This is a genomic window from Pontibacter sp. H249 (genome assembly GCF_037892465.1).
GTDB lineage: Bacteria > Bacteroidota > Bacteroidia > Cytophagales > Hymenobacteraceae > Pontibacter.
Genome location: NZ_JBBKTR010000006.1, coordinates 146,413 through 167,113, shown reverse-complemented (window position 1 = coordinate 167,113; position 20,701 = coordinate 146,413). Strand labels below are relative to the sequence as shown.

The window sequence follows — 20,701 nt, the reverse complement described above, 5'->3', positions numbered from 1 at the left end:
CTAAGCCTAAACATTTGTAGTCTTGATCAGCAGCTTCCTGTACTTAGTAAAAATACTGGATTTTGATACAAACCCCAGGTAAGTATCACCTTCTAATACAGGCAGGTTCCAGGCCCCGGACTCATCAAACTTCTTCATCACATCGCCCATACTATCGTCATGCTGTACAGTTGTAGGTGGCTTCTGCATCAGTTCTTTTACTTTAACAGCGTTATACTTTTCGGTTTTAAACATAATCTCCCGCACGTTTTCTAAAAGTATAATGCCTTCTAACTGCTGGCTTTCGTTTACAACCGGAAATAAATTACGCCGTGAGTTTGCTATTACCTGCACTAGTTCGCCAAGTGTTGCCTCCGGCGACACCGGCTGAAAATCTGTTTCAATCAGGTGGCGGATCTGTAGTATGCGAAGTATGGTTTTGTCTTTGTTGTGGGTTAGCAGCTGCCCTTTCTGAGCAAGTTTTTTAGTATCCAGGGAGTATGGCTCAAAGTATTTTACCAGGGCAAAAGAAGATGCAGCCACAATCATCAGCGGTATCATCAACGTATAGCCTCCGGTTATTTCGGCAATTAAGAAAACGGCTGTTAAAGGGGCGTGCATTACACCGCTAAGTATACCAGCCATGCCTACCATCGAAAAGCTGTTAATGGGCAGGTTGCTGATTTGAAGCAGGTTCACCAGTCGGGCAAAAAAGTAACCGGTACAGGCCCCCACAAACATGGAGGGAGCAAAGTTGCCGCCATTTCCACCGGAAGCGATAGTGATGGTAGTAGCAAAAACCTTTACCAGTGCCAGTGCACCGATAAAGCAAAGTATAAGCCACTCGTTAGTTCCAAAAAAGCCCAACCAGCTGTCTTTAAGCAGGAGCTCCGCCTGGTTACTTTCCAATAGGCGTATACTTCCGTAGCCTTCTCCAAACAAAGGCGGGAACAGCATGATAAGCAACCCGAGCAGCATACCCCCAACAATGGCACGCTGGTATACTTTGGTCTGATACTCTTCAAATAGCTCTTCCACTCGTGTAGCCATGCGCGAATAGTATACCGAAATTATACCTGCCAAAAGTCCCAACAGCACATAGAAAAGCAAATGACCCGCCTCGAAATGCTCTTCCCGGCCAAGGCTGAAAAGAATCTCCTCGTTGAGTATAAGCTTGGAACAAAGCGCACCCACTACTGCAGAAATAATCAGCGGAATAAAGGCTGTAATACTGATATCTATAAGTAAAACCTCTATGGCAAACAGTACGCCGGCTATTGGTGCATTAAAAACGGCAGCAATACCTGCTGCCGCGCCAGATGCCAGCAGCAATGTTCTGTCGCGGTAGTTCAGGTGGTAATCGCGGCCGAAATTGGAGCCTATGGCAGAACCTGTAACCACAATTGGAGACTCAAGACCAGCCGAGCCGCCGAACCCGGCCGTAATACCACTCGTAAGCACATGTGAGTACATCTTATGCCGCTCTACTATACTTGATTTCTGGGAGATGTTGAACAGGATATTTGCTGTACCCCGGCCTATGCGCCCATTAAACATCACCCGCACCAGAAAAACGGTAAGCAGTATACCAATGAGCGGAAAAACCACTAGCCAATAAGGCTGATCGAGCAGGCGGTTACCGTAAGCAAGCAGCAGGTGTATGTAGTGCACCAGCGATTTTAGCACAACGGCGGCCAAACCGGCTGTAAGCCCTACCAGTACACTCGATACAAGCATAAATTCCCTATCGGAAGTATGGCGGCGCAGCCAGAGAAGTGGTATTTTAAATTTTTTGATGTAAGGCATTTCAGAGGGTAGTCTGAAAACGAAAAGGTTAACAAGCTTGCAAATTAAGCAGAACAACGGGCATACTCAACCTAAAGTTTGTAAATCTACCCTTTATATAACATAAAATTAACCTGCGGCGCATAACAAATAATATTTTTGGCAGGTTTAATTACAGGACTAATACTTACAACAGCAGCAGACGGAGATTCATGTATGAGTAAACAAGCAAAGACTAAACACCAAATTATGGAGTTACCTGAACTTCACGGCCCTTTTCATATTATAGGAGATGTGCATGGGTGCTTCGGAGAACTTGTGGCCTTGCTTGAGCAACTTAATTTTGAGATCAACTTTAACCAGGAACAGCAACGATACGAGATAAGGCGTACCGATGAGAGTATCATATTATTTGTTGGAGATTTAGTAGACAGAGGACCAAACTCACCGGAAGTAGTGCGCCTGGTAATGGACATGGTAGATGCTGGATTGGCATACTGTGTAAGCGGCAACCACGACGATAAACTACTGCGTATGCTGCAAGGCCGTAGCGTGCGTGTAAGGCATGGACTAGAGGTAACTGTGGAGCAGTTGAAAAGCTATGATACAAAATTTAAGGAGCGTATGAAGTTGTTCCTGGCTGAGCTGCCCCACCATATTATATTGGACGAAGGACGTTTGGTTGTTGCACATGCAGGCCTGGAAGAACACCATCATGGAAGGAATAACAGGGATGTGCGCGACCTTTGTCTTTATGGACCTACCACTGGAGATACAGACGAGCATGGCCTACCAATTCGCCTGGACTGGGCGGCAGAGTATTGCGGTAAAGCAATTGTAGTGTACGGTCATACGCCTGTGCATGAACCCTTATGGCGAAATAATACCATCAATATTGACACCGGGTGTGTTTTTGGTGGCCGATTAACAGCGCTTACCTACCCTGATCACTTACTACACTCCGTAGATTCTTTTGATACGTATGCCACCTCCATCAGGCCTTTTATACGCTACCATCACCACCACTAGTCATATTTTTCAGCTTTTCGTCCTCTTTATACCGATCATGGTTTTTTACTTTGTCCAGGTGAACTTTCTCTATATATCCTTTAAACTCTTCCAAATTTGTCTTGTCCCAGAAAGGGGAGTGGCTGCGTACGGCCGTTCTGGCAATAACATGTGCTGCTACCGGAGAGGTAATAAATATGAAGGCGATGATGGCAAGCACCTTCAGCATAATATCCGGTTGGTTAAAGTATATGCCAAGTCCAAGCAAAATAAGCCCAACGCCTAGCGATGCCCCTTTCGTGATGGTTGACATACGCGTATAAAAGTCAGGAAAACGTAACAGGCCAACGGTTGCAATGAGCATCAAGAATACGCCGAGTAGTATAAATACACAGCTTACAATTTCCTTTATTATTTGCATATCTAGTTCGTCCATAAGCTTAGCTGTTGTTGATTTTCATGATGTAATAAGCAAACGTTACAGAGCCTAAAAATCCAAATAAAGAAAGTATAATGGCTACATCTATAAAATCTTCGTTGCCACTGAACTCAGTGTAAATAGCTATTATTCCGATAACATTGGCTACAATCAGATCGAAGGCTGTGATGCGGTCTGGCAGTGTAGGACCTATGGCAAATCTAACAGCGGTTAGCAGCAGGCACAGGCTTAAAACTGCCATGGCAATAGTAAGGGTAATCTGGAATAGGCTCATCTGGTTAGTTCCAATATTCGGCGTTCAAATCCGTTTTTTATATACATTTTTAACTCGTTCATGTCGCTGCCTTTTGTATACAATGCATGGATATACAATACCTTATGGTCATCACTAACGTCTATGCTCAAAGTGCCAGGAGTAAGGGTGATCATGCAGGCGAGCAAGGTTATCTCGAAATCCGTTTTAACCGACAGGGGCAGCGCTATCACACTCGGCCTCATATGATATTGTGGCGTAAGTATATCATAAGCGATTTTAAGGTTTGCCGCAAAGAATTCTTTCATAAAGTAGGCCGAAAAGGTGAGTGCCTTCGGCATTTTACGGAAATAGCTTTTATTGTATAACCAGGTGGTAAGCCAAAGGCTCCAAAAAATAACCAGAAAAACAAACGCTGCCGAAAAGGCACTGTATGGCAATAACGGCGGCTCCTGGTGTGTAAGCAAATAGGCCGCAAAAAAAGCAATGGCGGAGTGCAGAAAGAATAATTTCATGGGCTTGACGGAGGTTCTACTGGTATTGTATTACTTTTAAGTACGGCATCGATATAATTTTCGCTGTGCATGAGCTGCTCCGAAGACTGTAGGGAGAGCTTAATGACAGGCTCGGCATAAAAGCCAAGCGCGAGTATAAAAACCAGTAAAAAAACTACAGGAAAATAGGAGGCGTAGGTGCTTGTAGTCTCTTTTAGCGCCATTTTCAGCCTGGTAGACCTTGGCTTCCAAAACACTTCGTTCCAAATTTTTGTCATGGAAAGGAGCGTAACCAAACTAACCCCCAGCGAAGTACCCACCAATATATAGTTGCCTGCTTCTAAACCTCCTTTGGCCAGCATTAACTTTCCCCAGAACCCTGACAGTGGCGGCAGCCCAGCCAGTGATAACGCTGATAACAGGAACATGATACTCAGGAAAGGGTGCCGCAGATAAGCACCACCTAATCTTGACAATGAAAATGAATGATGCCTGTGTGCAACCACGCCACTAACCAGGAACAGATTTGTTTTAACCAGCATGTTATGGATCACAAAAAATATACTTCCTGCAACGGCAAGCGGTGTATATATCGCAAGGCCCATCAGCATGTACCCAATCTGGCTAATGATGTGAAAGGATAAAATTTTACGGAAGTCAACTTGAGCAGCTGCTCCAATAACGCCCACTGCCATGGTTAGTCCTGCCAGAACAAGCAGCAATGGTTGGGCAAAACCTATTTCTGCAGAGAAAATCAGGGTGTATAAGCGCAGCAAAGTATAAACGCCAATTTTAGAAATGACGCCGGCAATAAAAGCAGAGATACCAATAGGAGGAGTATGGTAGGAGGCAGGCAACCAGAAAAACAGCGGAAAGATAGCCGATTTTATACCGAAACCTATTAAAAAGAAAATACCTGGCAGCACCAGCAGGTGGGCATTTTCGTGGGTGTCTCGTACAATTTCGGCTATGCGTGCCAAGTTAAGCGCGCCGTATAAAGCATACATTACCCCAATTCCTGTAAGCAGCAACCCGGATGCAATAAAGTTAATCGTGACATACTTAAGGGCGCCCTCCATTTGTGTTTTACGGGTGCCTAACGCGATCAGGGCAAAGCAGCAGATAAGCAGCACCTCAAACCACACATAAAGGTTAAATATGTCTCCTGTTAAGCATACACCGCTTACACCCATCTGCAGCAGCAGGAAAAGAGGAAAGTAGCCAAACCGCTTACGAGTGATATCAAGGGCAACATGCGCAAACATAAACACGGCCAAACCGGCTATACTTGTAGTTAACAGCAGCAAAGCCGCTATGATATCTGCCACCAGTGTTATCCCAAAGGGTGCATGCCAATTGCCGATCTGTGTAACCTGAATACCCTGCGTGAGCACTTGTTGCAGCATCAGGCTTGATATGCCTACAAACGTTATCTGAACAATTGCCACTACTACTGTTTGCAATCTTACAAACCTCCATAGAAAGACACACGCAATAGCACCTACCAGGTGTAATAGCAAGGGCGCGATCAGGAGTAGGTTAGCTGGCATGGCTTAGGTGCTGGTCAGATTTTCTCGTTGTTGTTTAGTTTATCCATGTTGTTAGATTTGAATGCTTGGTACACCCGCTTGATGAGCACAATGGAAAAAGCCTGGATTCCGAATCCAATAACGATGGCGGTGAGCAGCAGTGCCTGTGGCACCGGGTCTGCGTAAGGCTCTACAGGTACGTCGTTTCCCTGGCTGATAATGGCAATTCCGCCGCGTTTCATGCCGCCTACCACAAAAAGGAAAAGATTAGTTGCCAGCCCAAAAAGTATAAGCCCAAGTATAAGCTTAAACAAGTGGCGATGGATTATAAAGTACATACTTACTGAAAACAAAATGCCGGTAAGAAAAGGGAGCAGGATTTCCATAACACAATTAATCTTTAGCCATTGTAAACACCATTTTAAGTACCATACCTATTACCAGAAAGTATACGCCTGCATCAAAAAGCAACGGTGTACCAACAGAGCCTATAAACGGAATCTTGGCATCCAACCAATACGCAGCCATAAAAGGCTTACCGTTTAATAGGCCAATTAAGCCACTGCTAACAGCAACAAGTAACCCAAATGCCATAATGTATGCTGGTTTGAGGCGTTGAGGATAGTAGTTCCAGATAGATTTTGGCTTCTCTGCTTTATTGCGCAATACGTTTTTACGCAGCAGCCTTAGTGCATGGTGCATCCTACTATGGTTAGGCTTGCGATCATACTTGTAGAAGGTAAAACTAAAATATGATTTGGCAGTTTGCCGGGTGCCATGCGCCAGAATATGAAAAACAAAGGCGATTGAGCCGATTAAGCCTCCAATAAATCCGCCTCCAGGGTGATTGTGTCCGCGCACCAGTATGTAAACAGAAAATACAATGAACAATGGTGTTATAATGCGTATGGCTGTAGCAAATATGAGTGTTCTCATAGTTTATCTTCTTTCTCGGGTTTCATGCGCAGCAGGGCAAACATTCCCAGCGCAGCCACTGCCAACACCGTTATTTCTCCTAATGTATCCAACGCTCTGAAATCAACCAGGATCACGTTAACTATATTACGGCCACGTGCTTCCGCATAGCTGACTTTGCCATAATACTCTTTCAATTCTGAGTCGACACCGTGGTCTTGCACCAGCAGCATGGTATAGGTCATAACTACACCGAATAAGACTGAAATTGCGATGTAGTTATACTTTCTAAATTGATGGGACAGATACGTAAATGCAGGTAATTTGTGGAGCAGCATAACAAAGATCACCACTGTTAGTGTTTCGATCAGGAACTGGGTAGCAGCTACATCAGGGGCACCGAATAAAATGTAAATAAGGGCAGCAGAGTATCCGACTAGCCCCATCACAACAATGGAGGTAAGCCGCGAACGCGTACCTAGCAAAAATAGAAGTGCTGCTGTAATCAGCACAAATACCACTACCTCATGGAAAGGTATCTGTTGCAGGAGTTGAGCTCTTGTTCTGAATAAAATGTGTGGCGTCTCAAGCCAGAAAACATACATCAGCAGCACCGAAAAAAACAGCACCATGTAAATAATGTAGCGCCTTAGGTTACCGTTTTGAATGGTACTAGTAAACTTTTTAGCAAAATGCAGAAAGCCATCAAAAGATTTTTGGTAAAGTTTATTAGGACCCCATTTATAAATTGGTGCTAATACAGGCACAAAACTCTTAAGGGATGATCTGTATAAGTACAGCAACAACCCCAGCAGAAGCGTAACCAAACTGAAGACCAATTCAGCGGTAAATCCATGCCAAAGGCTGAGCTTTAACTGTACAATGCCACTGCCGGTTATACTTTGTGCAGCACTAGCTAATAGCTGTGTTATAAAGAATTGCGGGGCCAGACCAAATGCTACACCCAAGATTGCGAGTATAAGCGGAGGCAAGTATAACTTTAACCCAGGAGGATGAGCGACTTTAGTTGGATGCTTAGGCTTATGCCAGAAAATACCATATGCCAGCAATAGTGCCACTGTGACATAAGCAACCCCTGCTATAAACGTAAATCCGAAAACTACCCACACATAGAGCTCGCTTTTAAGAGCTGCCGCATACAATAGTTCTTTTCCAATAAATCCGAAAAAGGGCATTACACCTGCCATAGACAGTGCAGCCAACGTAGTTGCCACTGCAGTAAAAGGCATAGCCTTGGCAAGGCCGTTTAACTTAGTTATTACACGGGTGCCTGTGCTGTGGTCTATGGCACCCGCTGCCAAAAAAAGTGTACCCTTGTATAGCGCATGGGCCAGCAGGAATACAAGCATGGCCGTCAATGCATCGGTCGTACCTATGCCCAGCATTAGTACGATCAGACCCAGAGCACTAATGGTAGTATAGGCAAGTATGGCTTTCATGTCGGTGTGCTGCAAGGCCAGAAAAGCACCCAAGACTGCCGTTACACCTCCGGTTGCAATAAGGGTATACTCCCAAACTTCCGAACCTGTAAATACTGGTGTTAGGCGTGCCAGCAGGTATATGCCTGCTTTTACCATGGTAGCAGAGTGCAAGTAGGCGCTTACCGGAGTAGGCGCTGCCATAGCGTTAGGGAGCCAGAAATGAAATGGAAACTGAGCAGACTTGGTAAAACACCCAAGCAGCAGCAACAGCAGGGCCGGCATAAAGTATGGATGAGCTTCTAAAATTTTGGGCTGTAACAGTAATTGGCTAAACGTAATACTTCCTGTGGCAAGGGTAATAAGTATAAAACAGCCCATTAAGGCAAGGCCGCCCATACCTGTTACCAGCAGTGCCTGCCAAGCGGAAGCCCTTGCTTTAGTTGAATTGCTTTCGAAACCAATTAGCAGGTAAGAGGTTATACTTGTGATTTCCCAGAATAAAAACAGGCAGAAAAAATTATCTGATGTAACCAGCCCAAGCATGGCTGCCATAAAAAGGGTAAGTATCAGGTAAAACCGCCCGAGCAGTTTGTGGTCTTTAAGATAACCAGCTGAGTACAGCATTACCAATGCTCCAAAGAAGGAAATGAGCAGGGCGAATAAAAGGCTTAATCCATCTAGCCGGAACTGCAGGTTAATGTTTAAAGAAGGCACCCATTTATATACCTGCATCACTGAGTTTCCGGCCACTACGGTAGGCAAAAGAGAGCATAAGTAGGCAAAAATACCAGCCGGAAGTAGGACCATGGGTACCACCACATAGCTACGCAGCAATTTGAAAAGCCACGGAGCCAAAAAGGCTATTAAAAAACAGGTTAACAGTATGATCAACATGTAAAATACCTTTTTTGTATATATCTTTGGTAAGTACCGTATGTAATTAGACACTAGTACATAGATGCGGGTAATAGGTTGCAAAAAACATGCTTTGCTACCTGCTATCCATAATTTCCACCTCAACCCCCAATACCATGAATACGATAAAACGACTAATGGTAGGCCTGGACCTAACACCCATGGATGGTACACTTATAACGTATGCTGCTTTTATGTGTGCCGAACTGCAGATTGAAAAAGTATACTTTATACATGTTGAAAAGAGCCTTGAGATACCTCATGAGATACTAAAGGGAATAGAGCGACCAGAATTACCTGCTGATGAGAATCTGCGGCAAGTAATTTTAGGTGCAGTGGAGCCTGCCTTTAAGGGAGTAAATACAGAATACGAAGTACTGGTAGAGGAGGGGTCGCCGCTAAAGAACCTACTGCACTGGACGAAAGTAAAACAAGCCGACCTAATGCTGGTAGGCAGAAAATTACGCCTGCGTGGCAGTGGCGTGCTTGCCCAGAAGATACTGCGCACAGGTAAAACAGGTGTTTTATTTGTTCCGGAAACAGCTGATCCTAAGCTAAACAACATTATGGTGAGTGTTGATTTTTCTGAATACAGCGAAATGGCGCTTAACCGGGTACTGCACTCTGCCTTGAACAGGCCACAGGCCCGCGTTTACTGCCTTCATGTATACGAGGTGCCAACTGGTTACAGAACGCTTGGCATGAGCTACGAAGAATTTGATAAGCGCATGCGTGGTTTTGCTCAGGAAAAGTATGATAACCTGCTAAGTAAGTTTCCGGAATTACGAGATAGGGCAGAATTTGTGCTGGTAAGAAAAGAAGACGAGGATGATATTGGGGAGTTGGCAGTAATGGAGGCAAAGCGTGTGCGTGCCGATATGTTGGTGATAGGCGCTAAAGGTATGACGGCCGCTGCTTATTTTGTGTTGGGCAGCGTAACCGAAAAAGTTCTGCGCCGCGATATGGATATTCCATTGCTGGTGTTTAAGATGCAAAATGAAGAAGTGGGCTTCTTAGATGCGCTTCTTTCTTAATCTCGGATGGCAATAAATTATTAAACGAAGAAGAGCACAAACCTTGAATGTTTGTGCTCTTCTTCGTTTTAACAAAGCTGTAAAGTATAATGTAAGGTTACTTATTGCGAATCCGGCTCGTTTTTACCGGCAAAACGAAGTATAAGATATCCTGCTACGCCTGCTAAAAGGGAGGCACATAAAATAGCAAGTTTGGCTTGAGGTAGAAACCCAGAGCCGGCAAATGCCAGGTTCGCTATAAAAATCGCCATCGTAAAACCAATACCGCCTACAAAAGACACCCCAATTAGTTGCATCCAAGAATATGCTGCTGGCTTGCGGGCAAGTCGGCTAACGGAAGCTATAACTGCAAAAATTACAATCCCAATGGGTTTACCGATAACTAAGCCTAATATGATACCCCATGAAAGCGGGTTTGAGAAACCGTCTGTTAAATCTGAATTGATTAGAATTCCGGCGTTGGCTAATGCAAATATTGGCATAATGGCATAAGCTACCCACGGATGCAGCGAATGCTCCAGCCTGTGCATAGGGGATGCTACTTCTTCGCAGTTACTTTCGATAGTGCGGATAGCTGCCTGAAAATCTTCTTCGGCATACCCCTCTGTAGGAGGCAGTTTGGCAGTATGCCTTGCATGCAACTCCCCCAAAATTGTATCGGTACTGGATATGAAATCTCCCTCTGTTATTTTGGAACGACCTGGTACAGTAACGGCAAGTAAAATGCCGGCAACTGTTGCATGCACACCTGATTTGAGAAAAGCCACCCACATTACCAAACCGAATATAGAATAGATAAGGATGTTGCGAACACGCAGCGCATTAAGGATAAGCAAGATACCGAACACTAGTAAGGCGATCCACAGGCTTAGCAAGCTAAGTTCTGAAGTATAAAACAGAGCTATTACCAGCACAGCACCGATATCATCTACAATGGCATAGGCAACCAAAAACAGCTTAAGCGAAAGTGGCACTCTGTTACCTAACAGAGAAAGTATGCCAATGGCAAATGCGATATCTGTAGCCATTGGTATACCCCATCCATCGAAGCTTGGCTGCCCTTGGTTTAGCAGCACAAAAATTCCAGCTGGCACAACCATGCCGCCAATGGCAGCCATCACAGGAAATGCGGCGCTTCTGAAACTCGACAGTTCCCCAATCATGGTTTCGCGCTTTATCTCCAGGCCTACCACAAAAAAGAAGATTGCCATTAAGCCATCATTTATCCAGAGTATTGCCGCTTTAGAGATACCGAATTCACCCAGTTGAATAGTTAATACTGTGTTCCAGGTGTCTATGTAACTTTCAGACCATGGTGAGTTTGCCCAGGCAAGTGCAACCAACGTAATAAACATCAGCAGGATGCCACTAAATGCCTCGGCACGCAAGAACTCTTGTAAAGGATAAGCTATACGGCGTATAAGTGATGACTTAGGCATGTAACAAGATATAGGTATATGATATTATCTTCCTGTTAAGGACGTGATTGCGCCTGGAATGGTTTAAATTTAGCAGTTGATGAGGTGGAGCTTAAGTCCGATATTTTTAAAATTTAAATCACTATAAGGAGATCAGGGGCCAATCTTCATCTTAAGCCAGTGCCAAGTTTTAGGCATCTATACATTTGCAGAAAAGCTATCCTGCAAATGTATAGATGCTATGCTGTTAGACATGGTTAACAGTAGTTTAACTTCAATCTTTCCGTACAACTTCCTTTGCTATATACCTTGAATTAAGTATGCTCAGGGCGCCCATATAGCGCAGGTCGAAGCGTAGCATATCGCCTACTTTGTAGTTATGCTTATTCTCGCCAAGCTCTACAACCAGCATATCAGAACTGGCTCCAATCACACTCATACTTTCATCTTTTGGTATGAGGAATTTTGGGTTGATATCAAGTAAACCTACATCAAGTATAGCTCTGTGTGAAGTTTTTCCATAAAGGCTTTCATCTACCTCAAAGCTTTCGCCGCTTGGATTCTCGGCTAACATACCGCTGGGTATCATGGGCTTCTCAGTCAGCTCAATAATTTCAGTAAAGAGCTCAAACACATCGTTGTACATACCCTCAAATGTTTCGCCGGTAAAAAGATTCAAGCCAAAGAACAGCGCCTCACCAATTCGGAAATGGTTGATACCCTGCGGCATCTGGTGGTTAAATAGCAACGGTATAGTTACAGAGGTCCCCCCCGAAACCCACGGAATTGTACGGTTAAATTTTGCTTCGATAATCTGCTTGTACAAGCTGAGCTGAATAAGCTTATCGCGGGTTGGCATTACACCATGCAGGCAATTAAAATTGGCACCTAAACCGATAACTGAAATGCCCGGCAGTTCGAAAACTTTCTCGTAGAAACTAACCAGTTCTTCTCCCATCACACCTTCACGCAGATCACCCATCTCAATCATGATAATGATCTTGTGCAGTTTATTTTGCCGCACTGCCTCCTCTGAGAGTAGTTTTATAATTTCATACTCCGTCTGGAAACTAACGTCGGCATACTGTATGATATCGGGTATACTTTGTTTGGGAGCTGGTTTGATGTACACTGTTTGCACTTGCGGGGCTACCTTTTTAATAGCCTTTAGGTTTGTAACCCTGGAGTCATGTATTTCTTTCACTCCAAGAGCAAGCACCTCTTTTAAGAAAAGCTCGTTGCCACACAAAAGTTTGGTAACAATGCCCCAGTCTATACCGTGCTCCTTAAACACCTTATCGAGGTGGTTATAATTGTGTTGTAACTTTTCGTGATACAGTTTTAAAACTGCCATTTTCTATCTGTGAAGTCTGTATTCTAAGTATTTGTTTGTAAAGCCAAGTTTCTCGTAAAGGTATTTTGCCGGATTCTGTGGCTCTACGTGCAAGGCAATACTGCCAGTGGTATTATCTATTGCCAGCTGTACAAGTTTTTTACCTACGCCTTTTCCACGCTGGCTGTTGTGTACCGCTACATAAACAAGTATATTTTCAGGTATGTAGCCACTCATGCCGGTGTTGTTCATAATCAGCGCGCCAACTACTTTGTCATGTTCACGGGCAACTACTACAGAGCCACCTTTTCCTTCTGCGGAAGAAAGGGCATAATCCATACATTTAGCTATATCGGCACGCTGATCGCCGTACTCGTCTAGGTGCTCAAAAAGAAAATCAAGCACTTCGTCTTGGTTTAATTCTGAATGGTTGCCTGGTGTAAAGATGATGTAGCTGACGGTGTTGTTTTCTGCCATTTTCTGTTTTTGTGTTTATTAGGATATAGTATAGTTAACGTAAAGTATAAGACTGCGGAAGTTGTTAAACCAAATAAGTTAGGGTCGAGGTTATAAGGTAGCTTAATAAGCCCCGCCACCGGCAGCTGCACAATACTGTTTGCTGCTAGTGTTTGGCTAACAAGTGCATGCATTTCCGTTGCGGTTAAAGCCTCTAAACTTACGGCTTCTGCAAAGTATGGTTGGAGTTGATGTGCCAGTAAAGTTATATCTGTTTGAGTTGCACTGGCATCCAACATAAATACCTGCAGTACCACTGTAACTACTCCACCCATCAGCATAGCCCAGAAAGCAGCTACACTACTTCGCTTTTTCCAAAATAGTGCCCCCAGCACCGGCACAAATAAACCTGATACCATAAAGGCGTAGGAGTAGAGCATCAGGTCCAGCACGTTAGTCATCATAGTGGCTAACCAAAGTGCAAAGGCACCTACCAGCAGCGTTACCAACTGCGAAAGGCGCAAGGTGGAGGGTGATTCGGGGTCTATTTTACGGAAGTGGCTTATTACGTCTGTTACAATATTGCCCGATGAAGCCATGAGGCAGCTATCGGCAGTAGATAGTATAGCTGAAAAGTATGCGGATAACATTAGCCCCATTAAGCCTACAGGTAGTACTGAGCGCAGCAGCATCGGCAGTCCGGTTTCAGGATCTACTGCGCCTCCTGCTACCAGGTTATCAAACATACCCTGTTCAGCAGCCACTCGTGCCAAAATACCAAGACTCACGCCCATAAAAGCCATAATTGGCCACTCAAATAATCCTGCAATGTACCAGGCGCGTTTAGCTGTTTTTACATCGCGGCAGGCGTAAATGCGTTGGTACAGCGTCATGCCTACAAACCAAATTGGAATAATGGTGATGCCCCAGTTCACGATTTGCTGCCAGGAAATATTAGTTAAGCTTAGAAATTCGGGGGGGAGGGTAGATCGGATTGCAGCCATACTTCTGCCAGACTGGGCTGCAATAAAATCAAGGTCTGTAAGCTGGCTGAACGTCATGCCTTGCAAACCACCGCCAACAGCCAGGAAAGAAACGGGGATGCCAATAAAGATCAGACCTCCCATAAGTATAGCCCATTGTATGGTATCGGTGTAAATTACCGCTTTCAGGCCGCCCATAACAGTATAAACCACCGCCATAATTCCCATAACAAGTAAAGCAGTGTTTAGGTCGAGGTCTTGAAAAGTGCCGCTGGCTAATTTGGCCCCTGCTAAAATCTGAGAGCTTGTGAAGCCGGTATAGCCTATCGCAGAAATAATACCTGCCAACAAAGCAACCCTTGCATTAAAGTAATGCCCGAAAATCTGGGGGAATGTCATGAAGTTGGCAAAGGCTGGATTCTCTTTTACTTTCGGTATCAGGAATACTGCCGCAAGCCAGGCACCTAGTAGTCCGGTAAACAACATCCAGGATCCAGACAATCCCATCGCAAAACCAAGACCGCCTAAGCCAATAGAAAAACCACCGCCTACATCTGTTGCTACCACCGATAAGCCAATGTGTCCGCTGCTCATCGATCGGCCACCAACATAGTAATCTTCAGCGCCTTGGTTTTTTTTAAGAAAGTAATAGCCAACTCCAAGCATTGCGAGCATATATACCGCAAAGATGGATAAATCTATATAGTGCATGTATCAGAAAAGTATAATTACTCTCAAATAAGAGAAAGTAGGTTATACTTGAAGATACTCAAAAATTGTTGGAAAATTAAGTAAATATGCGGTTTTATGGATTTAAGGCTATTGAATGCAAATATTTGCGTTATGCTTTTGTGCAAATAACCTTGCCAGTTGGCAATGCCAGCAATGTATAATTTATAACAGGAAAGAAGTTAATTATTAGATCAGTTCAATTTAAGATAGTCTATCCAGGTAGGTATGGTAAAAAAAGGAAGTCTACCAAAATTTAAGACGTTATTATCTGTTAATCAAGAACAGGTGTACGCTTAAAATAGCAGCAATACAAAAGACATTTAATACAGCTTACCAGTAGTGATCAAAATGCTTTTTCTCAGGCTTTTTATTTTTCCTGTAAACAGCATTTATCAGATATACAACTCCTGCAGAGGCTATTATCAGAAGAAAAACTAATAATTCCATAAAGAATTATACGTGTAACAAAGCCGTTAATGCAATCGCATTAATTAATTATTTAATCAATTTTTTGATTTTTACTACTAATACTGATTGTGTTTTAAATCAAGCAATAAAGTATAAATGGTATGCCAGTTCATACTTGGTTTCCTTCCTCAGCTTAAAAATTAACCATTTGTATTTTCTTATGCTATGTTACAAGTAGCGGATATAATTAATTGAAGGACAGCACGAATAGTTGTTGACGTTTTAAGTTGTTCTGCGTATTATTAAAGTGAGCTTACAATTTAATCTCATAATTATACCTATCGTATGGCAAGAGCTGGTTTCCTTATACTGCTTTGTCTTTGTTTCTTATTGATGCCGTTATTTGTGCAAGCACAGTTACAGCAGAAGTACGAACGTGATACGGTATATTTTACCTCAGGAAAGAAGAAGGTAAATATTCCATTCAATTTGGTCCATAACCTGATTATTATACCTGTTCAGATCAACGATTCTCAGCCTCTCAACTTTATCTTAGACTCAGGTGTACGTAATACCTTAATCACACGACTTTATTACTCAGATGCCTTTAGCCTTAACGCAGCAGACAAAATAACCTTACAAGGTCTTGGATCTGGACATAAAGTAGAAGCATTGTTTTCAAGTGGCAATGTAATGTCTATGCCTGGCATACAAGGTGATAACCACCAGGTGTATGTGCTGATGGAGGATGTTTTTAACCTGTCGCACCGTATGGGAATGCCTGTGCACGGAATAATAGGGTATGATATATTCAAGAATTTTATTGTTAAGATAAATTACGCAACAAAGATCTTAACACTTTATTCACCAGACACGAAGCTCAAAAAGAAGCGAAAAGCAGAGGAATTTCCTTTGATGATTGAGGGAAACAAGGCGTATGTACAAGGCAAAGTGCGGCAGCAAAACGGCGATACTCTAAATGTTAAATTGGTACTCGATACAGGTGCCAGTAACACTCTTTCTCTTTACCTGCCCACCAACAGCAAACTTACCTTACCTCCTAAAGTACTTGACACTTATATTGGCCGTGGCCTCGGCGGTGATATTCATGGTAAAATCGGGAGGTTAGATGCTTTTGTGTTAGGCAAGTATGAATTATTTGACCTGCCCGCTGCATATCCCGACGAAGAAGCCATTAAACTTGCCTTAAACATTGCCAACCGAAACGGTAATTTAGGCTCTGATATTTTAAACAGGTTTACCGTTATACTTGATTATCCGCACAACAAGCTTACACTTATACCTAACAGCAAGTACAAAAAGCCTTTCAATTACAACCTTGCAGGCTTCGAAATAGCAACACCGTTGCCGGGTACTAAACTGTACATCGTTTCAAACGTTACAGACAACACTCCAGCAAAGCATGTAGGCATACAGCCCGGTGACCAAATAATTAACATCAATGGCCAGGACTGCAATGAACTTCAGCTACCGGAGGTGTTAAATATTTTTGACAGCAAGCCCGGACGTAAAATAAGGCTTAGACTTAAAAGAAATCAGCAGGTAATTGATGTAGATTTTGTGCTTCAAAGCCGCATTTAAGCACTAGCCTAGGCAGCAGTGGCTTCACTGTAATCCAGGAACATTTGGAAAAAAAGCAACAGCACGGCAAAAACAATAAGAAGTATTGCAGTAATTGTTCGGGCTTTTGGGATAGGCTTTTGATATACATTTCCTTTTTCGTCCACTCCAGTTAAGCGCAGGTCAGAAAGTATAAGTCCGTTGCCAAAGCTTAGCCAAACTGCCGCCGTTAGCGCTTGTTGTGTAATAAGCAGAGATGCTAAGCCAATTGCCGAAAAAAGGATACCGATTATTACTCTTAAAGAAATATTTTTCATGATTGCTAATTAACCACCTACAGGTGCAGCACCTATAGTTTAGATAAAGCTGCAAGTTAGCTTTTATACCTCAATAGCGACAGCGAAATTTAATTTGATAGTGTTTAGAATGTTACCCACATTAAACAAAAAGAATAGACTATATTAATTTTCTTCTTTTTTTGACGAACCATTTGGATATAATAAAACTATTCTGAAAACTTTGCAGCGAAATAAAGGTATAAGTATACCTAGCAGTTAAACAAAGAAATGAAAAAAACGTCGTCTTTATCAGCATTGATAAATCATGCTCCAGCCATGGAGGGTGCGACTTTTTCTATTCTTGCAGCAAGGATAGTTTTTAGGGCCATTACACCTGCGGTCCGCTACAGGCGTTAGCCTGCAGTACATCTGACTACCTATGCGGTAGTCATCTTCCACAATATTCTGATTACGGTTTTGCATTTAGTGTAAGTCATACTTACCCCGGTCAACTGTATTCATGCCATTAAATCTTTTTTATGTATTGGGCTGTGCCTACACACAGCAGGGTATTTTTATTACCATTTTAAATGAATCAATCCGATTTCATTGTAACTGTTGCCAGTGGGCAGCACGTGATATATGCATTGCAGATTTGCGATGAGATGGAGTCTTCTGCAAAGGCGCGAGGAACCGGTATAGCCAAGCGTTCTCCGGATTATATCTCCCTTAAAATGATGGAAGGTAAAGCTGTAATTGCTTTACATCCAGATGGTAATTGGGCTGGCTTCTGCTATATCGAAACCTGGGGCCACGGCAAATATGTGGCTAACTCTGGGCTAATTGTGTCGCCGGAGCTGCGCAAGAGTGGCTTGGCTCGCCAGATTAAACAGAAAATATTTGAGCTTTCACGCACTAAATATCCGGATGCTAAAATCTTTGGTCTGACTACAGCCTTGGCAGTAATGCGCATCAACTCCGGCCTTGGATATAAGCCCGTAACATACTCCGAACTTACCGATGATGAAGAATTCTGGAAAGGCTGTCGCAGCTGCGTAAACTTTGAAATACTGCAAAGCAAAAATCGCACAAATTGCCTTTGTACTGCTATGCTGTACGATCCTGCCAAAGAAGAGAACTTTATGCCTTTGCCGGTAGTGCAAAAGGAGGAGAAACCAACGCCTGTGAAGCAGTCAGCTGCTAAGGTGATAAGTATAAATGACCGCTGGATGCGCCACCGTATGCGGCCTGGCCAGCAGAATGTAAATAACAACGAGCGTAATGCTTCTTAAGTAACAGTAGCCAAATGAAAAAAGTAGTTTTAGCCTTCAGCGGCGGTTTAGATACATCATATTGTGCCATTTACCTGGCCCAGGAGTTAGGCCTTGAAGTTTACTCAGCTATAGTTGATACAGGCGGATTTTCGGAAGAGGAGCTGCAGGAGATTGAGCGCCGTGCGTACGCCATGGGTGTAAAGCAGCACACGCACCTGAACGAGACGCAAAACTTCTACAACAGTTGTATTAAGTACCTCGTGTTTGGAAATATACTGAAGAACAACGTGTACCCGCTAAGTGTGAGTGCAGAACGCGTTACGCAGGCTATTGCCATTGCGCAGCATGCTAAAAGTATAGACGCTGATTTTGTGGCGCACGGCAGCACAGGCGCAGGCAACGATCAGGTTCGATTTGACATGGTATTTCAGGCGCTTATACCAGAGGTAGAGATTATCACTCCAATCCGAGACAAATGTTTGTTGCGTGAAGAAGAGATTGAGTACCTGAAGCAGCACGGCGTGGAAATGGATTTTTCTAAAGCGCAATACTCCATCAACAAAGGAGTTTGGGGCACATCTGTGGGCGGTAAAGAAACCCTTACATCAAACCTGCCATTGCCCGAAGAGGCTTACCCAACACAGTTAAGCAAACATGATCCAGAACGCGTAACGCTGCATTTTGAGAAAGGGGAACTGGTTGGCATCAACGAAGAAAAGTATGAAACTCCTGTACAGGCAATTCAGCAACTACAGGCAATCGCCGCACCTTTTGCCATTGGCCGTGATATTCACGTTGGTGATACCATCATCGGTATAAAAGGCCGTGTTGGTTTTGAGGCTGCAGCTCCGATGGTCATTATCAAGGCGCACCATACGTTGGAGAAGCACGTGCTAACCAAGTGGCAGCTGTACTGGAAAGATCAGCTTTCGGCCTGGTACGGCAACTGGTTGCACGAAGGTCAGTTGCTAGACCCAACCATGCGCGACATTGAGGCATTTCTGGAGAGTACGCAGCATAACGTGACTGGTAAAGTATACGTGCTGCTGGCACCATACCGCTTCCAGGTAGAGGGCATCGAGAGTACACACGACCTGATGAGCGACAAGTTTGGCAGCTACGGCGAAATGAACCGCGCCTGGACCTCAGACGACGTGAAAGGCTTTGCCAAGATCTTTGGCAACCAAACAAAACTATACCACAGCGTAAATAACACCGAAGAAGCATGGGTAACGAAGTAAGTATAAAAGCAGGCATTGTAGGCGGCGCAGGTTATACCGGCGGCGAACTGCTGCGCCTGCTTGTAAACCACCCACATGTCGAGATACCTTTCGTGCACAGCAAAAGCCAGGCAGGAAAGCCAGTGTACGAGGCGCATAAAGACCTGTTGGGAGATACTGATTTATGCTTTACAGATACTTTGCAAACAGATGTGGATGTGCTGTTTTTGTGCGTAGGACACGGCGAGGCGAAGAAGGTTATAGAAGCTGAGAACCTGCCACAAAGTATAAAAATCATTGACCTTAGCCAGGATTTCCGTTGGAGCGAAAGTATAAAAGATGCTGCCGTTGAGGCTTTTGACAGAAACTTTGTATATGGTTTGCCAGAACTGCAGCGTGACCAGATAAAGCAGGCGCAGAACATTGCTAACCCTGGCTGCTTTGCCACGGCCATACAACTCGCTTTACTGCCTTTAGCGGAGCAGAAACTAGTTCAGGAGGAAGTACATGTAAGCGGCATAACCGGAAGTACCGGGGCAGGGCAGAGCTTTAGCAGCACCTCACACTATAGTTGGCGCGACGGCAATATCTCCAATTATAAAGTACTACAGCACCAGCACCTGAACGAAATACGCCGTTCGTTGGATGGCCTGCAGGAGCAGGAACTGCCAAGTATAAACTTTGTGCCTTACCGGGGCCCGTTTACCCGTGGTATACTTTGCACTAGCTATCTTAAATCTGATTTAAGTATTGATGAGGTAAATCAAATGTATAAAAGCTACTACAGAAGCCACCCGTTTACAATCGTTTCTGATAGTACACCAGACCTGAAGCAGGTAATAAACACAAACAAATGCCTGCTGCACCTGGATAAACAAGGCGATAATCTGATTATTACTAGCCTGATTGATAACCTGTTGAAAGGTGCATCGGGCCAGGCAGTACAAAATATGAACCTGCTATTTGGATTGGATGAAACGGCTGGGTTGAAATTGAAGGCTAGTGCTTTTTGATTTCGTTACTCTTGGCTGGTTATTGATTATTCGAACTAGCAGTTTTTCATTTTGAGCAAGGCGTAAATCTGAAATATTGCGGAGTTATGAAAAACTCCAGATTTATCAGGAGCGTCCGAAATGACAAAACGTGAAAGCAACAATTTAAAAATACAGCAATAAACAATTACACATATGTACGTTGAGTACTTCATTTACTGTCTTACTTCTTA

19 protein-coding genes are annotated in these 20,701 nt (G+C 43.7%); 6 read left to right on the top strand and 13 right to left on the bottom strand.

The genetic code is table 11. The features are described from left to right. Nucleotides 1-6 precede the first annotated feature (6 nt). Complete coding sequence (locus WG943_RS10090; RefSeq protein WP_340408672.1) at nt 7-1,785, bottom strand: chloride channel protein; 1,779 nt, start codon at nt 1,783-1,785, stop codon at nt 7-9. 228 nt (nt 1,786-2,013) lie between these two features. Here WG943_RS10090 and WG943_RS10085 point away from each other — a divergent pair, with 228 nt between their 5' ends. Next, a complete protein-coding gene (locus WG943_RS10085; RefSeq protein WP_340408671.1) occupies nt 2,014-2,793 on the top strand; it encodes a metallophosphoesterase in 780 nt (259 codons plus the stop codon). On the opposite strand, the gene mnhG is transcribed toward WG943_RS10085, so the two are convergent. The 7 genes from mnhG to WG943_RS10050 are packed head-to-tail and all read right to left on the bottom strand — an operon-like array spanning nt 2,768 to nt 8,738. Then, nucleotides 2,768-3,208, bottom strand: coding sequence for a monovalent cation/H(+) antiporter subunit G (gene mnhG, locus WG943_RS10080; protein ID WP_340408669.1), 441 nt, complete (start codon nt 3,206-3,208; stop codon nt 2,768-2,770). The two genes, WG943_RS10085 and mnhG, sit on opposite strands and share 26 nt — an antisense overlap. 4 nt (nt 3,209-3,212) lie before the next feature. Continuing rightward, the gene (locus WG943_RS10075) at nt 3,213-3,485 is read right to left on the bottom strand and encodes a monovalent cation/H+ antiporter complex subunit F (protein ID WP_340408667.1); all 273 of its coding nucleotides are present in this window, start codon (nt 3,483-3,485) and stop codon (nt 3,213-3,215) included. After that, entirely contained in the window at nt 3,482-3,979 is a 498-nt protein-coding gene (locus tag WG943_RS10070) for a Na+/H+ antiporter subunit E (RefSeq protein ID WP_340408666.1), read from the bottom strand. The genes WG943_RS10075 and WG943_RS10070 overlap by 4 nt, the downstream gene beginning before the upstream one ends. Then, complete coding sequence (locus WG943_RS10065) at nt 3,976-5,508, bottom strand: proton-conducting transporter transmembrane domain-containing protein (RefSeq protein ID WP_340408665.1); 1,533 nt, start codon at nt 5,506-5,508, stop codon at nt 3,976-3,978. The genes WG943_RS10070 and WG943_RS10065 overlap by 4 nt, the downstream gene beginning before the upstream one ends. A 14-nt stretch (nt 5,509-5,522) precedes the next feature. Next, entirely contained in the window at nt 5,523-5,873 is a 351-nt protein-coding gene (locus WG943_RS10060; RefSeq protein ID WP_340408664.1) for an NADH-quinone oxidoreductase subunit K, read from the bottom strand. A gap of 7 nt (nt 5,874-5,880) precedes the next feature. Beyond that, complete coding sequence (locus WG943_RS10055; protein ID WP_340408663.1) at nt 5,881-6,423, bottom strand: MnhB domain-containing protein; 543 nt, start codon at nt 6,421-6,423, stop codon at nt 5,881-5,883. Then, nucleotides 6,420-8,738, bottom strand: a complete 2,319-nt coding sequence (locus WG943_RS10050) for a putative monovalent cation/H+ antiporter subunit A (RefSeq protein ID WP_340408661.1) — start codon at nt 8,736-8,738, stop codon at nt 6,420-6,422. Before WG943_RS10050 ends, WG943_RS10055 begins: the two co-directional genes overlap by 4 nt. 137 nt (nt 8,739-8,875) lie before the next feature. Here WG943_RS10050 and WG943_RS10045 point away from each other — a divergent pair, with 137 nt between their 5' ends. Further along, nucleotides 8,876-9,793, top strand: coding sequence for a universal stress protein (locus WG943_RS10045; RefSeq protein WP_340408659.1), 918 nt, complete (start codon nt 8,876-8,878; stop codon nt 9,791-9,793). 101 nt (nt 9,794-9,894) lie between these two features. On the opposite strand, the gene nhaA is transcribed toward WG943_RS10045, so the two are convergent. The 4 genes from nhaA to WG943_RS10025 all read right to left on the bottom strand — a co-directional run bounded on the left by nhaA (nt 9,895) and on the right by WG943_RS10025 (nt 14,694). Further along, the gene (gene nhaA, locus WG943_RS10040) at nt 9,895-11,232 is read right to left on the bottom strand and encodes a Na+/H+ antiporter NhaA (RefSeq protein WP_340408657.1); all 1,338 of its coding nucleotides are present in this window, start codon (nt 11,230-11,232) and stop codon (nt 9,895-9,897) included. Between the two features lie 253 nt (nt 11,233-11,485). Continuing rightward, entirely contained in the window at nt 11,486-12,565 is a 1,080-nt protein-coding gene (locus tag WG943_RS10035; RefSeq protein ID WP_340408655.1) for an alanine/ornithine racemase family PLP-dependent enzyme, read from the bottom strand. Between the two features lie 3 nt (nt 12,566-12,568). After that, nucleotides 12,569-13,021, bottom strand: a complete 453-nt coding sequence (locus WG943_RS10030) for a GNAT family N-acetyltransferase (protein ID WP_340408653.1) — start codon at nt 13,019-13,021, stop codon at nt 12,569-12,571. Then, complete coding sequence (locus WG943_RS10025; protein ID WP_340408652.1) at nt 12,961-14,694, bottom strand: sodium:solute symporter family protein; 1,734 nt, start codon at nt 14,692-14,694, stop codon at nt 12,961-12,963. The genes WG943_RS10030 and WG943_RS10025 overlap by 61 nt, the downstream gene beginning before the upstream one ends. 834 nt (nt 14,695-15,528) lie before the next feature. On the opposite strand from WG943_RS10025, the gene WG943_RS10020 reads away from it, so the two are divergent. Then, complete coding sequence (locus WG943_RS10020; protein WP_340408651.1) at nt 15,529-16,725, top strand: aspartyl protease family protein; 1,197 nt, start codon at nt 15,529-15,531, stop codon at nt 16,723-16,725. An 8-nt stretch (nt 16,726-16,733) separates the two neighbouring features. Here WG943_RS10020 and WG943_RS10015 read toward each other — a convergent pair whose 3' ends face one another. Further along, on the bottom strand, nt 16,734-17,021 hold the full coding sequence (locus WG943_RS10015) for a hypothetical protein (RefSeq protein ID WP_340408650.1): 288 nt from the start codon (nt 17,019-17,021) through the stop codon (nt 16,734-16,736). Nucleotides 17,022-17,572: 551 nt separating this feature from the next. Between WG943_RS10015 and WG943_RS10010 the strand changes: the two genes are divergently transcribed. From WG943_RS10010 to argC, 3 genes are read left to right on the top strand one after another with little or no spacing between them, the layout of a single operon-like run. Further along, the gene (locus WG943_RS10010; RefSeq protein WP_340408649.1) at nt 17,573-18,274 is read left to right on the top strand and encodes a GNAT family N-acetyltransferase; all 702 of its coding nucleotides are present in this window, start codon (nt 17,573-17,575) and stop codon (nt 18,272-18,274) included. Between the two features lie 14 nt (nt 18,275-18,288). Beyond that, nucleotides 18,289-19,497, top strand: coding sequence for an argininosuccinate synthase (locus WG943_RS10005; RefSeq protein WP_340408647.1), 1,209 nt, complete (start codon nt 18,289-18,291; stop codon nt 19,495-19,497). Next, nucleotides 19,482-20,489, top strand: coding sequence for an N-acetyl-gamma-glutamyl-phosphate reductase (gene argC / locus WG943_RS10000; protein WP_340408645.1), 1,008 nt, complete (start codon nt 19,482-19,484; stop codon nt 20,487-20,489). Before WG943_RS10005 ends, argC begins: the two co-directional genes overlap by 16 nt. Nucleotides 20,490-20,701 lie beyond the last annotated feature (212 nt).

What these genes read in the sequence shown, in the direction of transcription:
- WG943_RS10090 (WP_340408672.1), bottom strand. Translation starts at nt 1,785, where the DNA reads ATGCCTTACATCAAAAAATTTAAAATACCACTTCTCTGGCTGCGCCGC.
- WG943_RS10085 (WP_340408671.1), top strand. Translation starts at nt 2,014, where the DNA reads ATGGAGTTACCTGAACTTCACGGCCCTTTTCATATTATAGGAGATGTG.
- mnhG (WP_340408669.1), bottom strand. Translation starts at nt 3,208, where the DNA reads ATGGACGAACTAGATATGCAAATAATAAAGGAAATTGTAAGCTGTGTA.
- WG943_RS10075 (WP_340408667.1), bottom strand. Translation starts at nt 3,485, where the DNA reads ATGAGCCTATTCCAGATTACCCTTACTATTGCCATGGCAGTTTTAAGC.
- WG943_RS10070 (WP_340408666.1), bottom strand. Translation starts at nt 3,979, where the DNA reads ATGAAATTATTCTTTCTGCACTCCGCCATTGCTTTTTTTGCGGCCTAT.
- WG943_RS10065 (WP_340408665.1), bottom strand. Translation starts at nt 5,508, where the DNA reads ATGCCAGCTAACCTACTCCTGATCGCGCCCTTGCTATTACACCTGGTA.
- WG943_RS10060 (WP_340408664.1), bottom strand. Translation starts at nt 5,873, where the DNA reads ATGGAAATCCTGCTCCCTTTTCTTACCGGCATTTTGTTTTCAGTAAGT.
- WG943_RS10055 (WP_340408663.1), bottom strand. Translation starts at nt 6,423, where the DNA reads ATGAGAACACTCATATTTGCTACAGCCATACGCATTATAACACCATTG.
- WG943_RS10050 (WP_340408661.1), bottom strand. Translation starts at nt 8,738, where the DNA reads ATGTTGATCATACTGTTAACCTGTTTTTTAATAGCCTTTTTGGCTCCG.
- WG943_RS10045 (WP_340408659.1), top strand. Translation starts at nt 8,876, where the DNA reads ATGAATACGATAAAACGACTAATGGTAGGCCTGGACCTAACACCCATG.
- nhaA (WP_340408657.1), bottom strand. Translation starts at nt 11,232, where the DNA reads ATGCCTAAGTCATCACTTATACGCCGTATAGCTTATCCTTTACAAGAG.
- WG943_RS10035 (WP_340408655.1), bottom strand. Translation starts at nt 12,565, where the DNA reads ATGGCAGTTTTAAAACTGTATCACGAAAAGTTACAACACAATTATAAC.
- WG943_RS10030 (WP_340408653.1), bottom strand. Translation starts at nt 13,021, where the DNA reads ATGGCAGAAAACAACACCGTCAGCTACATCATCTTTACACCAGGCAAC.
- WG943_RS10025 (WP_340408652.1), bottom strand. Translation starts at nt 14,694, where the DNA reads ATGCACTATATAGATTTATCCATCTTTGCGGTATATATGCTCGCAATG.
- WG943_RS10015 (WP_340408650.1), bottom strand. Translation starts at nt 17,021, where the DNA reads ATGAAAAATATTTCTTTAAGAGTAATAATCGGTATCCTTTTTTCGGCA.
- WG943_RS10010 (WP_340408649.1), top strand. Translation starts at nt 17,573, where the DNA reads ATGAATCAATCCGATTTCATTGTAACTGTTGCCAGTGGGCAGCACGTG.
- WG943_RS10005 (WP_340408647.1), top strand. Translation starts at nt 18,289, where the DNA reads ATGAAAAAAGTAGTTTTAGCCTTCAGCGGCGGTTTAGATACATCATAT.
- argC (WP_340408645.1), top strand. Translation starts at nt 19,482, where the DNA reads ATGGGTAACGAAGTAAGTATAAAAGCAGGCATTGTAGGCGGCGCAGGT.